The organism is Vibrio gallaecicus, from assembly GCF_024347495.1.
Taxonomy (GTDB): domain Bacteria; phylum Pseudomonadota; class Gammaproteobacteria; order Enterobacterales; family Vibrionaceae; genus Vibrio; species Vibrio gallaecicus.
In genome coordinates this window covers 1,301,099-1,316,353 of the sequence record NZ_AP025490.1, presented here as the reverse complement: position 1 = coordinate 1,316,353, position 15,255 = coordinate 1,301,099, and the positions used below count along the sequence as shown (strand labels likewise).

Genomic DNA, 15,255 nt, shown 5'->3' with positions numbered 1-15,255 from the left:
GTATCGAATGAGGTTAGACTTAGTCGATGGGGTGAACCTTCTGTAGGCTCAATAATTGGAGACGTTATCTTGAATTTCATGTATGTGTCCAGTTGTCACATTCCATTTTATTACAGGTGACAAATCCATTGCCACATCTCTCCCTTATGGAAGACGTTTTATCTTATACAAGGAACACCGAAATACAATGCCAAAACAATAAAAAGTATATAACACCTGAGTTCTCACTTTCTTGTTAACATCCCATGCTTCTACTTTGTTAAATACCATTCAACATACCAATTCAGAATAAAAACCCGTTCAAGGCATAGGGCTAACAATTACTAATAAGTAATCAGGTTAATTTAGATACAAAAAAACGCCAATAATTGGCGCTTTATTATCAGACTATAAGAAGAACTATAGATTTGATGTAAAAATAAGGGCTAGCCTTAAACTTTACTCACCGCGGTAAATGCAACCAGCAGTACATGTTTCTTTAATCTCTACTTTACTAAGCAGAGGAAGAGAAGGTTTTAGCTCGTTCCAAATCCATTTCGCTAATACTTCACTTGTTGGGTTTTCTAAGCCTTCAATATCGTTCAAGTAGTAATGGTCTAAACGATCATAAATAGGTTTAAATACCGCTTTAATTTCTGAAAAATCAATAACCCAGCCTGTATGCGGATCAACTTCACCTTCAACATATAAACGAACAAGAAAAGAGTGACCATGCAAACGACCACATTTATGCCCTTCTGGCACATGTGGTAAATGGTGTGCAGCTTCAAACATAAACTCTTTATATAACTCTGTTCTCATTGTGTTTCTCAGGCTAAAAAAATGACACGCAATCTTACGTAAAAGCCGTCATGACTACAAGATCTATAAATATCAAGACTGACGATAGCTGAGATATTCATTCCGATTTAGGCATAATTATTTGACACTATTATCGTCAAATAATTATCACATAACTGCTACATCACATATACATAACCACAACGGGAGTGTGGTCACAGTAATGAAACTAGTACTTAGGTAGTACGTGTTTTTAGGGCTACAGTATCGCTTGTCAAATATCATTTATAAAAACTTATTATGCGCTCAACTATAACGTCAAAAATTTTGGTGGCTCTCGTCATCGTTTTCAGTCTTCTATTAGTTATATCTACTTATTTTCAATATACCCAACAAAAAGAGCTGGTTAACTCCGTTCTAAGTGAACAATTGCACGACAAAGCCAGTAATTATTTCGACAGCCTCAATATGATGATGCTGACCGGAACCATGGCTCAAAAAGAAACATTACGTCAAAAAGCCTTAGTTCAAGATGGTATTGAACAAGTTCGAGTCCTACGTTCAGACACGGTCAGTAAGCTTTATGGAGCCGGTAACACAAACCAGCAACCACAAGATGACATAGACAGACGAGCCCTAGCAGGCGAAACGGTCATTGAACCTTTTAATGGTGAATGGGGTAAAGGAATTGTTGTCGCCTTACCGATGAAGTCGAGTGAGAATTATCGGGGTACCAACTGTGTGGCCTGCCACATGGCACCTGAAGGTGAAGTGTTAGGCGCAATCCGCTTGGAATATAACCTTAGCCACGTCAATTCAATGATCAATACCCAAACAGTCACTGCGATTGGCATCATGGCGGGTATTTCTCTTGTCGGGTTTATTCTGACGATGACTTTAATTAGAAAAATAATTGTCCGCCCTATTCAGAAAACGTCACGCTTTATGACCCAAGTAAGTGTGGATAAAGATATCTCACAGCGCTTAGAAGCGACCCAACAAGATGAACTTGGCACTCTAGCAAATTCGATTAATTCATTCATGGGAACCGTATCTGATAGCCTTAAACAAGTACAAAATACATCTCACAAACTCAATGTTTCTGCTCATCAATTGACTGGCGTAGCTCAAATTACAGAAAATGCAGCTAGCAACCAACAAGAAGAAACCAGTGAAGTGCAAGGCAATATGGGAGGTATTCAAGCTCAACAGGTTAATGTTGAAGAAGCAACAGTAACCGCTTCTGAATTGATATCTCATACAGCAGATGTTGCATTAAAAAGTGCCAGCCAAGCACAACATGCCAGTAAAGATATTAAAGATTTAGTAGGTAATATCGAGGAAGTAAAAGATAAAATCACTTCGCTCAATCAACAAACAAGTGAAGTATCTTCTATATTAAGCGTCATTCGAGGCATTGCTGAACAGACAAATTTATTAGCATTGAACGCTGCAATTGAAGCCGCTCGAGCAGGCGAACAAGGCAGAGGGTTTGCGGTAGTTGCAGATGAAGTCCGACAGTTAGCTTCTCGCACTGCTGAAGCGACAGGAAGTATTGAATCCATCATCGGGCAATTCCAAAAGGGAAGTGAAGAATCACTTGTTTCAGCTGATAATGTATGTGCTAAAGCTCATTCAAATTCGGCAGATATTGATGCTTTATCACAAGAGATGAGCAATGTGGTCGATGAAATGCAGCAAGTTCTTCAACATGCGCAGAATATACAAACTCAAACCCAGTCTACCACTCACGCTACTAAGGAAGTGCAGGATAAGGTGAAGATGATTTCTTCCCATGCCGATAACACGTCACAGTCGGCAAGCCAAACAAGAGACATCAGTCATAGCTTAGAAGATTTATCGGTTCACTTAGAATCACTGATTAACCAGTTCACGCTCTCGAACATTCAGAAAAAATCATAAGTGAACCGACACGCTTACACTAGGTTTATAAGCGTGTTATGGACAACGCAATAAATGTCTAACTCATAACAAAGCGCTCCTCGGAGCGCTTTTTCAGAACAAGCCTATGCTTTAATCTTTAATCTTTAATCTTTAATCTTTAATCTTTAATCAAAGAATAACCTAATGGGTGATCGAAACCGCAGTTAAGTCTTTATGCTTATAGTACATAGCGTGCTTAAAAATTAGATTTTCACTGACAGTATTCATTCCAACCACTTCTACATAAGCCCCTTTTTTCCGGAACTTAAAGACCACTTTATCAAGCGCTTCAACTGAAGTGTTATCAAGAAAGAATGCGTCAGTGATATCAATCGTCACTAAAGAGGTCGTTTTGTCATACTCAAACAGTTCTACAAAAGCATCAGAAGAAGCGAAAAAAACATGACCTTTCACTCGGTGAATCGTATGTAAATCATTCCCTGCCACTTCATCAGATATAAAGATCATAGATTTACTGGTATGTGCATAAAACAACGCCGATAGCACGACTCCAACTGCGACACCAATCGCTAAATTGTGTGTAAATACCACAACAGCGACCGTCGAAATCATCGTTATATTCGTTGGAAGAGTATGGTCCTTAAGCTCAACAATCGATCGCCATGAAAACGTGCCAATTGAAACCATAATCATCACAGATACCAAGGCTGCCATCGGTATCAATTGCAACCAGTCCGAGACAAATACCACCATAAATAGCAAAAGAACACCCGCAATCAAGCTAGAAAGACGCGTTAACCCACCAGATTTAATATTAATAATCGATTGACCGATCATCGCACAACCAGCCATCCCACCGAATAATGAAGACACAATATTCGCTATGCCCTGTCCTTTGCATTCATTGTTCTTGTTACTTTCAGTATCCGTAATGTCATCGACTATAGTGGCCGTCATCAACGATTCTAAAATACCGACTACAGATAAAGCGATAGAATAAGGCAGTATTATTGCTAGCGTCTCCAAATTAAAAGGGATATTGGGTATCAAGAAAACGGGGAGTGAGTCAGGGAGGCTGCCCATGTCACCAATGGTTCTAACATCTAAATCAAACAGTAAGCTAATTATTGTGAGCACCACAATTGCCACCAAAGGTGAAGGTATTGAGTTGCCAAGCTTGGGGAAATACGGCAGTAAATAAATAATGGCTAACCCTAGAGCAACTAAAAGATAAACGCTTGAAGATACATTGATTAATTCGGGGAGCTGAGCCATAAATATGAGGATAGCTAACGCGTTAACAAAACCAGTAATAACTGATTTTGAAACGAAATTCATCAGATTGCCGAGCTTAAGGTATCCAGCCACAATTTGAATAACTCCAGCAAGGAATGATGCGGCAAGCAAAAACTCTAAACCGTGATCTTTTACTAGCGTGACCATCAACAGCGCCATTGCGCCCGTAGCTCCAGAGATCATTCCTGGTCGGCTGCCAACGAACGCGGTTACAACGCAGATACAAAAGGAAGCGTATAAACCAACTTTAGGGTCAACACCTGCAATAATTGAAAATGCGATAGCCTCAGGGATAAGTGCAAGTGCGACTACAACCCCAGACAAAGCGTCTCCTTTTACATTTGATAACCAGTGATTTTTTAAATATTTAAGCATGTATTTCTCTTTTACTTGTACAGTAGCCCCTGCCTGATTCAGACATAATTTAGGTAACTGCTTTTATAGATGAGCGAGTGCTCGAAAAATGCGGGAGATATAGAGAATGCTTGGGTTAAGGCGGCGTAATTAACACGTTTATATTAAACTCCTCTGTTATTTAGTTTCCAATTTTCGTGTGAAATTATGGATAATTTCATCACACCATTTGAATGGCGGACAATATAGAGGGACTCCTAGTTTAATCACACATCCAAAGTTGCAAACAAAGGTTTCAGATATCGTTGACGCGTGTAATGGTTAAGTCTTTAAGATACAACTCATTGTAAGAACTCTACCCAGTTAGTCCTCGGCTCATCTTATTAGCGCTCTTTGTTAGCCGCTCGGGCATCAATACCACAACCAAATCGAACAAAAAACAAACCCTTAAAGGTTATTATCGCCTGTAGAGACAATATTTCTTTCGACAAGCAAGAATAAAGGTTGAAGCTATCGTTATGACAGGTAATATGTTCTATCGATTTAAATATTTACACAACTCTATGTTTCGGCTTTTTTTTTGGTCAAATGTGATCGCATTTACTGATGAGCTGTAAACTTTGGGTTGAATTTGTCCCTCAATGGAGAATGAAATCAACATGACTTACGCGCCTGTAACAGACGTACTTGGCGGCAAGCTAGCGGTAGACAGTGAAGTAACTGTTCGCGGCTGGATCCGTTCACGTCGTGATTCCAAAGCTGGAATCTCTTTCCTTGCCATTTATGACGGCTCTTGTTTCGACCCGATTCAGGCCGTGGTTCCTAATAATCTTAATAATTACGAAGACGAAGTATTAAAGCTAACAACTGGCTGCTCTGTTGAAGTAACTGGTAAGATTGTTGAGTCTCCTGCGAAAGGTCAAGACTTCGAACTAGCAGCAACTGACGTTAAAGTTGTTGGCTGGGTTGAAGACGCTGACACTTACCCAATGGCTAAGACACGTCACTCTATCGAATACCTTCGTGAAGTTGCTCACCTACGCCCACGTACAAACGTGATCGGCGCAGTAGCACGTGTACGTAACTGCTTATCTCAAGCGATTCACCGTTTCTACCACGAGCAAGGCTTCTTCTGGACTTCAGCACCGCTTATCACTGCATCTGATGCAGAAGGCGCTGGTGAAATGTTCCGCGTATCTACGCTAGACATGGAAAACCTACCTCGCACTGACGAAGGCAAAGTGGACTTCAACGAAGATTTCTTCGGTAAAGAAACTTTCCTAACAGTATCTGGCCAACTTAATGCTGAAGCTTACGCTTGTGCACTAAGCAAGGTTTACACGTTCGGCCCTACGTTCCGTGCTGAAAACTCAAACACAAGCCGCCACCTAGCTGAGTTCTGGATGGTTGAGCCTGAAGTTGCGTTTGCAGACCTTGACGATGTAGCGAAGCTGGCTGAAGACATGCTTAAGTACGTTTTCGCCGCTGTTCTTGAAGAGCGCCGTGATGACCTTGAGTTCTTCGCTTCTCGCATCGACAAAGAAGCAATCACTCGTCTAGAGCAATTCGTAGACGCTGATTTCGCACAAGTTGACTACACTGACGCAATCCAAATTCTACTAGACTCTGGTAAGAAGTTTGAATTTGACGTTGAGTGGGGCATCGACATGTCTTCTGAGCATGAGCGTTACCTAGCTGAAGAGCACTTTAAAGCTCCTGTTATCGTTAAGAACTACCCGAAAGACATCAAAGCTTTCTACATGCGCTTAAACGATGACGGCAAAACAGTTGCAGCTATGGACGTACTTGCACCAGGTATCGGTGAAATCATCGGTGGTGCACAACGTGAAGAGCGTCTAGACATTCTAGACGAGCGCATGATTGGTATGGGTATCGACCCTGAGCACATGAGCTGGTACCGCGACCTACGTAAATACGGCACAGTGCCTCACGCAGGCTTCGGTCTTGGTTTTGAGCGTCTAGTGTCTTACGTAACTGGCATGGGTAACGTTCGTGACGTTATCCCGTTCCCACGTACACCACGCTCTGCGAACTTCTAATATCGGCTAATTCTTACTTAAAGAAGTCAGTAACAGATAAATAAAAACCTCCGTTTATGCGGAGGTTTTTTTTATACGTCTTATTTAATAAAAGCCTATGATACAAGCTTAAATATGAGCTTTAATCTACGTCTACTCAGCAGTACGGATCAAGAAGTGATCCAGTAAGATCTTCTCATTCGTCTTTTCTAACGGTTTAAACTCAATCACCATTTGATCACCCTTTTGCTCAAAAGCATTCACTTTAAGGAATAAACTTTCCTTGTCAGCTTTAATGTTATGAGCAACTTGGCGTCCATTTACAAAAACATCAAACGCAGGTGCTTTCGGATTTGCAGGAATCACAGTTTCAAAAGTGTATTTCGCCCCTGACGTTGCGTAAGCGGTATTGTAAATACCTCCATCTTCCGTCCAATATGTATTATTGAAATCCATATTTTTCGCTTTCCAATAACTATAGAAAGCATGAAGATTTTCAACATCATTCTGTGTGGTAGATGTCCATTTCACTTTCTGTAGTTCAACCGATTCAGAGTAGCTGAAACCATGTTTTTTCATATCATGGTTCAGTGAATCTAACCGACCAATTACATCATCAAATGTATCTTGCCAGCCAAGCTCACCATAATATTGTAAGCCAATTTCACCGATGATATAGAACTCACCTTCTCGCTCAATGGTGATACCTGAACCTGAATCACCATGGATAATCAACCATTGCAAATCACTTTGAGGCAAAATCACTGGATCATATTTGTACTCCGCTAGCCATTTTTTATCAGTATCGTTGTACTTAACAAATTTTTGACCACCATTACGTCCATTGTAATTACCAAAGCCTACGCTGTTCACTTCATATATTTCTGAGTGATCAAACATCCCTTTTTCAGGCAGCTTAGCGGGCCTAATACCGGTAATTGGTGTATCTAGACGGACAAGTGCGAAATCATAAAATCCATCCGTAAATTCATATTCTCCCCACTCCCCTTTTGGATCGGTAGTCGCACGTGATGTATGAACAACTTTATACTTACCTTCTTCATCTTTCTCGTAAGAAAAACAAGTCACAGCATTTTCGTAGCCTTCACTTTTAGCCCCAGACACATGGTTCGCGGTAATAACCCAGTAAGGGTCTATCAAAGTAGCTGAACCAGCATTCATGTGACATGCAAAATCAAACTGCGTCTGTAAAGCAAATGCTTTATGTTGGCTTACTGAACGGTCCATTTTACCTAAACCAGCATGAGCAGAAAAAGCGGTCAGAATAGCGGATGCAAGAATAACTGTTCTCATATTACTGAACCTCTTTTAGTTGGATTGCTTCTAAGCCGTGATAACCTTGCGAGGTTTCAAAATCAAACTGTCTATAATGTCTTTTAAATGTGATATCCACCACTTCATCGGGGTTCTTAATTTCAAAAATAATGGTGTTTTTAATACTGGTCATATGAAATGAAATGTCATTTTGAATAGTGATACATTCATTTGCTACACAAGCTGTAACATCAGCAGACGAAAGCCAATTGTGTGTGTAAAGCTCAAGTGAGTATTTCCCGTTAAATTCAGGCTGAACTTGAAATGAAAAACCGCCATTCCTCTGTATTAGCCCTGCGTAAGATAGCTGATTCAAGTAATCTTCCGATCCGCCTCCTTGCCAAAAGTATCGGTTCGAAGTCGCGTTTTTAGAGCTATCCGATACGACTGTTTTTATTTCACCTACCTCAACCACATCACTGATCATATAAGTACTGGGTTTAGTGACCGACTGTTTGTCACCATACCAAAATGCCCAATCTAGACCGTCTAATTCAACATCTCTTGCGTAACGGTATTTACCCTCGTCTAATTCATAACCAATAAATTCGCTTTCAATAGACAAATTCATTGCCTGTACCGTTGATACATTACTCAAACGTTCTAGATCTACTTCAATTTCATCTGCATATACACTCGTTGTTAATAGAGCTAATGCAATAAGCTTTACTTTCATGTCTTACCCTCCGTTTAATCCTTAGTGATTGTACGGTATAGATTTTTTCAATTTGTAAGCCACTGTAAGCCCTTTATTTTCTGGCTAAATTAATGATATAGGCAGTTTATTGGCGACATTCTTTATGAATAAGAAACATGTTGGGCTAGAGCCTTAAAGTCTTCGGTCAAACAATTGTCAGTAAGTGATACGCTACCCAAGTTAGTGCAACTTATTACTTACAATTCCTTACATTGATAAGGGGAATTAATTATCACCAGATATGTAATTTTTTAATGGAATGATGACGGCTGGGCTGGGCTGGGCTGGGCTGGGCTGGGCTGGGCTGGGCTGGGCTGGGCAAATCATAATTGATTTTTTTATTCAAATAAAAAAGCTCCACCTAAATATAGTAGAGCTTTCTTTTGATGGATTATTCGCAAGAGCCTAGAACAAATGCAAAAATTAAAGACTCACGGCTAAGAGTCGATATCTTGAGAAGCTGCAAATTTGATGGCGACACCACAAATTGCAAGCATAACAAATGGGATAGCAGCGGTTGTGTATTCCGCCCAAGCCATATCTGCAAATGCTTTAGCAAGTAATACGTGTCCAATAATGAGTAATAAAGCGCATACAATAGCCACTAGAATTAACTTAACTTCATTTCCCATTTGTGTATTCAACATTGTCGTATCTCCAATTATTAATCTATATATATTGGAACACAGTTTTCGTCGAACAAAGGCGTACAGTTCTAGCGCTAACAAGCCATACAGTTTATGTGGTGAGAGCTCTGTCTATAAAATATGAATTTAAACCCCTCAAGGTAGAAGACAACTACCAAAGCGACCAAAATTAGTTATTCGGAGCTATAAATAATTAAGTCGATGTGCAAGCTTACCCAATAATCTCAACGCCTCATCCTTTTGCTCGGTGAGTTCATAGGAAAAATTCAATCTAATAGCATGATCCACACTTCCGTTTTCGCTAAACAAATCACCCGATGCAACACTTATCCCTTCTGCGATAGCTTGTTGATAAAACGTATTACTGTCGAAAGGAGGATCAAAGCGAACCCATATGAAATACCCGCCATCTGGTTCAAGTATTTTAATATTTTGAGGAAAGTATCTTTTTAGCTGCTCAATAAACGCTTCTTTCCGCGTAATGAGATTTTTCCTTAATTTACGTAGGTGATTATCATAGCTTTCATGTGTAAGAAAGTGAGCAATGCCAAGCTGAACTGGTGCACTGCTCGACAAAGTAGACATCAATTGAAGCTTTTGTATGGGATCAGTAAAGCGCGTGCTCACCACCCAACCGACTCGGTAACCTGGACATAAACTCTTAGAATACGAACCACATAGTAATACAGAGTCTGATTTATCGAATGCTTTAAGTGGTTTAGGTTTCACTTCAGAGTAATACAAATCCCCATATACATCATCTTCAATAATGTAAGCATTATGTTGAGCCGCAATTCGAACCACTTCTTGTTTTTGCTCATTTGATAAGCTGGTTCCGGTAGGATTTTGGAATGTTGTCATCAACCAACAAGCCTTCACATCATGGCTTTCTAAAACACGGGAAAACTGTTCTATATCCAGTCCATTTTCTGGGCATACATCAACTTCAATTGGATTCAACCCTAACCTTTCAATCGCCTGCAATGCACCATAAAAAGCCGGAGACTCAATCACAACGTTATCACCCGCTTGCGTAACCGCCTGCAAGCTAAGATTAAGAGCCTCCATTGCCCCAGAAGTAATGACGATATCTTGATGACTCACGGTGATACCCTGCTGAAGGTAACGCTGTGCAATCTGACGGCGTAATGACTCACTTCCTGGGGGAAGATTGTCTATCAAGCTAGCGCCTGTCATCTTTCGTCCTGCGCTAGCTAGGTTACGAGTCAACGCTGGAAGTGGAAATAAAGCCGGATCTGGAAAAGCGGAGCCAAAAGGAACCACCCCTTCTGCAGAGCTCGACTTTAAAAAATCAAACAATCGATCATTAATAGCTTTTTTTTCTTTGGTTTCTTCAGGCTTACTTTGAACGCCATCCACTCTTGGGGTCACAAAATATCCCGATTGAGGTTTTGCTGTTATCCAACCTTGGCTTTCCAGTAATTGATAAGCTTGAAGTACGGTGCTGTTGCTTACATTGTAGTTTCGGCAGCTCATTCGAACTGAAGGGATCTTTTCACCCGATCGCCAAGTATTATTTGCGATCTGATCTCGGATATCCTTTGCCAGTTCTTCATAACGTGCCATGTAATACAACTACCTTAATAAATTCAATCAACTGGATACTCTAACATTAAGTGAGTTCTCGAACCTACCGAACGAAACCATTGCAGTAAATTTCGGTAATTGTGTGAAATAAATCACAGATAACTTTGTCTGCTCTGCTAAGTTGGATTACATGACCTAATTAGTCATGTTTCTAACCCTACAAATTATGCGAGATAACAATGAAAAAAATAGATGCAGAACAGTTAGATTACAAAGGTGAATCAAATGGTGTTCATAGTTGGACTGCACCAAGCGGACAACCGTATTACTGGCATCCAGACTGGTTACACATTGCTGAAGATTCAACAGGTTCTCACCCAAAACAGAAACTAGAAGTAGAACAGGGACAAACAGTTTCCAAAAAACAGGCTGTTTCTGCGATTTTAAAGCACATTAATGAGTGGGCTACGGACAAGTTAGCTTCGCACCCAAATATAGAAACAGACTCTATTGAGTCACAAATAAATCTTAAAAAATAACGCGCAAACCCTATTAAATACAATTTTATCAATTGGTTATAGCTCCTAAATATCGTTAGGAGCTATTTTTATTTCTGCACTCGATTTACCTATACTTTTTATTGTTAAATTTTTTATATCATTATGTGAAATCTACCGATAGAATCCCCGGTCTTTATTCATCACAGTTATGGCTATCGCTTGCTAGCATCAACTACAATGCAGAAATCAGCGTCTAATTAGCAAAGAACTATGTCGCTAGTAAAAGAACTAAATCGCTAATAAAGTGCTATGCCGCTAGTAAAAAACTATGTCGAAAATAATGATATTAGTGAAAATGAGATACTAGCGTAATTAAAGCTGCGAGCATGAATAAAGGTACTAGCGCGAATTTACAAAAGGGCTTATCCATGGATAAATCAAACTATAATGCGTCTTTAACGTTCAAGTTATACGTTATTGCGGGTGCTTTATTTGGTATATATGGCGGGCGAGTATGCCCGATGTTAGAAACGCTTACTGCGCAAGAAGTCTTAACACACGTCAGTATCGTATTTTCGATCATGTTTCTGATCCGGCACTTTGTGCTCACTAAACATCCCTTAGTAAAAGAAACAAAGTTTGCTCAGTTAGACACCACTCTATTCTTTGCCGCAAGTGTCCCTTTCGCTCTCTATTACAGTATGAGTTACGATTTCCCAATAGACAGCAATCTAAAAGTGTTGTTTGGAATGTCTTTGTTCGGCTTTTTCACTGGAACGATTTTACAGCTAGTTGCTAAACTTGCTCAAATGGACGAAATGGATCGTACTGGTCAATTCGATTTTTCATTGTCAGGTCAGCGTATCTCTTTAGTAAAGCAAATGATTTGGTTAGTCGTATTGCTACTGGGTACACTAACTACAATGCTCACAATGGTTGCTGTAAAAGATGTATTTTGGTTAGAACACAACCCAGCCCGTTTGCTAGATGGAACTGGAAAAATCAGTGTCATTAAAGAGTTTATATTTCTATCTGTAGTACTGGCTGGCTATGCTGTTACCATCATGATGCTATGGAGTAAGCTCATTAAACGAGTTTTACTCAGTCAAGAGTGTTCATTAGAAAAGGTAACAAAAGGTGATACTAACGTTAGGCTGCCTATCTTTGGCTACGATGAACTCGGCTCAATGGCTTCTTTAACAAACTCGATGCTTGATAGCCTAGAGTCAGCACAAACTGAAGTAAAAACTACACGTGATGTTGCAATTGTGAGTTTATCGGCACTGGCTGAATCACGAGACAATGAAACTGGCGCTCACATATTAAGAACCCAAGAATATGTCAAAGTACTCGCCGAGCACCTCAGTTTATCTGACAAGCACTCCTCGTTACTCAGCCCTCAATATATTGAATTACTGTATAAATCAGCGCCACTTCATGATGTAGGCAAAGTCGGTATTCCTGACAATGTACTACTTAAGCCAGGGAAGCTGACGGATGAAGAGTTTGAGATAATGAAAGGTCACCCTAAAATTGGTGCAGAAGCACTTTCTATAGCTGAAAAACAATTAGGAAGCAGTTCATTTCTTAGGGTCGCCAAAGAAATCTCCTTAACGCACCATGAGAAATGGAATGGCTCTGGTTACCCTAATCAGCTTTCAGGTGAAGATATCCCGTTATCAGGGCGTTTAATGGCCCTTGCTGATGTCTATGATGCTCTCATTTCAAAGCGTATCTATAAACCCGCATTTTCTCATGACAAAGCAAAAAGCATTATTCTTGAAGGTAATGGTACACATTTTGACCCTCAAGTAGTTGACGCTTTCTTAGCGGTTGAAGACAAGTTTGTGGATATCGCGTCAAATTATAAAGATGGCAAGGCTGATTTGAGTGAATTAGAGCGAGAAAGCTTCATAACCCAGCCTGTTTAATTCATTGCTTACAAAACACGAATTTTCAGCCCCTAATGAGCACCTCATTAGGGGCTTTTTTATGAAAACTTTAGTCTTGATTGAATAATCGCTCTCAAACTGACTTTTTTTTACTTTTCTGTTCGCTTCATGTTGTCTTAAAAAAACCTTACAGGTATAAATACTGGAGTTGTTACTATCCTCCCTTCAATTGACATGGATGAAGATTATGTTTGAAAAAGTTTTAGCTGCTCCTGCAGACCCAATTCTCGGACTAACTGAAGAATTTAAAAAAGATACTCGTGCTGAAAAAATCAACCTAGGTGTTGGTATCTACAAAAATGAAGACGGTCAAACTCCGGTTCTTAAAACAGTAAAGAAAGCAGAAGCTTCGCTTCTTGAGAATGAAAAAACAAAATCTTACCTAACAATTGAAGGTACGGCTGAATACGGCCTTGCCGTTCAGAAACTACTTTTCGGTGCTGATTCAGAAATCGTATCTGGTCTACGTGCTAAAACAGCTCAAGCTCCTGGTGGCACAGGTGCATTACGTGTTGCTGGTGAGTTCATCAAGCGTCAACTGGGCGATGCGAAAATTTGGATCAGTAACCCAACTTGGGCAAACCACAATGGTGTATTCGCTGCTGCCGGCATCGAAACCGCTCAATACAGCTACTACAATGCAGAAACAAAAGACAAAGATTTTGCGGGCATGGTTGCTGACTTAGAAAAAGCATCAGCTGGTGACATCGTGCTTCTACACGGTTGCTGTCATAACCCTACAGGTATCGACCCAACTGCTGATGAGTGGGAAACTCTAGCCAAATTGGTAGCAGAAAAAGAGTTACTACCTTTATTCGATTTTGCTTACCAAGGTTTTGCTAAAGGTGTTGAAGAAGATGCCGCTGGTCTTCGTACTTTTGCTAAGTACAACAAAGAGATTTTAGTCGCGAGTTCTTTCTCTAAGAACTTCGGTCTATACAACGAACGTGTAGGTGCATTCACTCTTGTTGCTGAATCAGCAGATATCGCAACAACTGCATTCTCTCAAATCAAGAGCATCATCCGCTCTATCTACTCAAACCCACCAGCTCACGGCAGTGCTGTAGTTACTCATATTTTAGGTAATGCAGATTTACGAGCAGAATGGGAAGCTGAGGTTGCTGAGATGCGTGATCGCATCCAAGAAATGCGTGAGCTTTTTGTAACGACACTAAAAGCTGAAGGTGTAGACGCAGACTTCACGTTCATCGAACGTCAAAACGGCATGTTCTCTTTCTCTGGTCTAACAAAAGAACAAGTAACTCGACTTAAAGATGAATTTGCAATCTACATTGTAGGTTCAGGTCGAATCAGCGTTGCTGGTATGACTAAATCGAACATGGGTCCACTTTGTAAAGGTATCGCAGCCGTTTTATAACGCTGGTTGTCCAATGCAAATGATCTTATCGATTATTTAATGATTAATGTAAAAAGCCAGCGCAATGCTGGCTTTTTTAATCGCTAAATTTTAGAAAGTCACAGAGCGTAAACAATGCTCCCTATGACTTTAAGAGGGAATTTAGTACTCAAGTAAGAAGTTGATACCCAACTCGTTAGTTCTTTGTGTATTACCATCGCGGTGAGCATAAAAACCACCAATCGCAAACCGACTTGTGACTAAATAACGCAAACTTGTTTGATAAATTTCTTCATCAATAAGATCACTCCTATTCACTTGAATACTACCACTGGCTATCCAGGACTCTGCAAAGCCATAGTTAAGCGCGACTTTCCCACCGTGAATCAGCTCTGTATCCGAAGACACTGCTATATTATTTGTATTTAGCTCAACCTTTGCTTTCGTTATACCTAAATTATAAGAAGCAATAAAATCGAAATCTTGCATGAGATTATAACGATAACCGATCCCACCCATTAATGTATCAATCCGAGTAGTCGTATCATCAGGGTGGATAAACCTCGCGGTATAATCACCCATTAACAACCAATTATCATTCATCATGTAACTCACACCCAGTGCATACACGGATGCATTCGCATTTGCTGCAGCATCCTCATTTAAGCTACCAGATCCTGCTGAGGCATAAATGTAATCGTAATCAAGGATATCTGTTGGGTTTTCATTCGACCATGCTATCGATGAACAAGCCATCAATACAGTAACCAAACTATACTTGAACATTAGCCACCTCTTTAACTGATAATAAACTGACTGAACTCATAAAAAGGTAGCCTATCCAT

The 15,255-nt window shown here is 40.1% G+C and carries 12 protein-coding genes; 5 read left to right on the top strand and 7 right to left on the bottom strand.

Annotated features, from left to right (window positions below):
* Positions 1-438 precede the first annotated feature (438 nt).
* Entirely contained in the window at positions 439-801 is a 363-nt protein-coding gene (gene queD / locus OCU78_RS05835; protein WP_009847038.1) for a 6-carboxytetrahydropterin synthase QueD, read from the bottom strand.
* 279 nt (positions 802-1,080) lie between these two features.
* On the opposite strand from queD, the gene OCU78_RS05830 reads away from it, so the two are divergent.
* Positions 1,081-2,703 (top strand): methyl-accepting chemotaxis protein, encoded by a 1,623-nt coding sequence (locus OCU78_RS05830; RefSeq protein WP_137372609.1) that lies wholly within the window; start codon positions 1,081-1,083, stop codon positions 2,701-2,703.
* A gap of 162 nt (positions 2,704-2,865) precedes the next feature.
* On the opposite strand, the gene OCU78_RS05825 is transcribed toward OCU78_RS05830, so the two are convergent.
* Positions 2,866-4,356 (bottom strand): SulP family inorganic anion transporter, encoded by a 1,491-nt coding sequence (locus OCU78_RS05825; protein ID WP_137372608.1) that lies wholly within the window; start codon positions 4,354-4,356, stop codon positions 2,866-2,868.
* Between the two features lie 638 nt (positions 4,357-4,994).
* Here OCU78_RS05825 and asnS point away from each other — a divergent pair.
* Positions 4,995-6,395, top strand: a complete 1,401-nt coding sequence (asnS, locus tag OCU78_RS05820) for an asparagine--tRNA ligase (protein ID WP_004734710.1) — start codon at positions 4,995-4,997, stop codon at positions 6,393-6,395.
* Between the two features lie 132 nt (positions 6,396-6,527).
* Here the strand turns inward: asnS and OCU78_RS05815 are convergent, their stop codons facing one another.
* The 4 genes from OCU78_RS05815 to OCU78_RS05800 form a co-directional block, all read right to left on the bottom strand.
* Entirely contained in the window at positions 6,528-7,688 is a 1,161-nt protein-coding gene (locus OCU78_RS05815; RefSeq protein ID WP_137372607.1) for a trypsin-like serine peptidase, read from the bottom strand.
* A 1-nt stretch (position 7,689) separates the two neighbouring features.
* Complete coding sequence (locus OCU78_RS05810; RefSeq protein ID WP_137372606.1) at positions 7,690-8,385, bottom strand: hypothetical protein; 696 nt, start codon at positions 8,383-8,385, stop codon at positions 7,690-7,692.
* 458 nt (positions 8,386-8,843) lie between these two features.
* Positions 8,844-9,053, bottom strand: coding sequence for a hypothetical protein (locus OCU78_RS05805; RefSeq protein WP_137372605.1), 210 nt, complete (start codon positions 9,051-9,053; stop codon positions 8,844-8,846).
* Between the two features lie 183 nt (positions 9,054-9,236).
* Positions 9,237-10,640, bottom strand: coding sequence for an aminotransferase-like domain-containing protein (locus OCU78_RS05800; RefSeq protein WP_137372604.1), 1,404 nt, complete (start codon positions 10,638-10,640; stop codon positions 9,237-9,239).
* 200 nt (positions 10,641-10,840) lie between these two features.
* Here OCU78_RS05800 and OCU78_RS05795 point away from each other — a divergent pair, with 200 nt between their 5' ends.
* From OCU78_RS05795 to OCU78_RS05785, 3 genes are all read left to right on the top strand, one after another.
* Entirely contained in the window at positions 10,841-11,140 is a 300-nt protein-coding gene (locus OCU78_RS05795) for a hypothetical protein (RefSeq protein ID WP_137372603.1), read from the top strand.
* Positions 11,141-11,529: 389 nt separating this feature from the next.
* Positions 11,530-13,032 carry an HD domain-containing phosphohydrolase gene (locus tag OCU78_RS05790; RefSeq protein WP_373367618.1) on the top strand — a complete coding sequence of 501 codons (1,503 nt, stop codon included), beginning with the start codon at positions 11,530-11,532 and terminating at the stop codon, positions 13,030-13,032.
* 208 nt (positions 13,033-13,240) lie between these two features.
* Positions 13,241-14,431 carry an amino acid aminotransferase gene (locus tag OCU78_RS05785; RefSeq protein ID WP_137372601.1) on the top strand — a complete coding sequence of 397 codons (1,191 nt, stop codon included), beginning with the start codon at positions 13,241-13,243 and terminating at the stop codon, positions 14,429-14,431.
* Between the two features lie 141 nt (positions 14,432-14,572).
* On the opposite strand, the gene OCU78_RS05780 is transcribed toward OCU78_RS05785, so the two are convergent.
* The gene (locus OCU78_RS05780) at positions 14,573-15,196 is read right to left on the bottom strand and encodes an outer membrane beta-barrel protein (RefSeq protein ID WP_137372600.1); all 624 of its coding nucleotides are present in this window, start codon (positions 15,194-15,196) and stop codon (positions 14,573-14,575) included.
* Positions 15,197-15,255 lie beyond the last annotated feature (59 nt).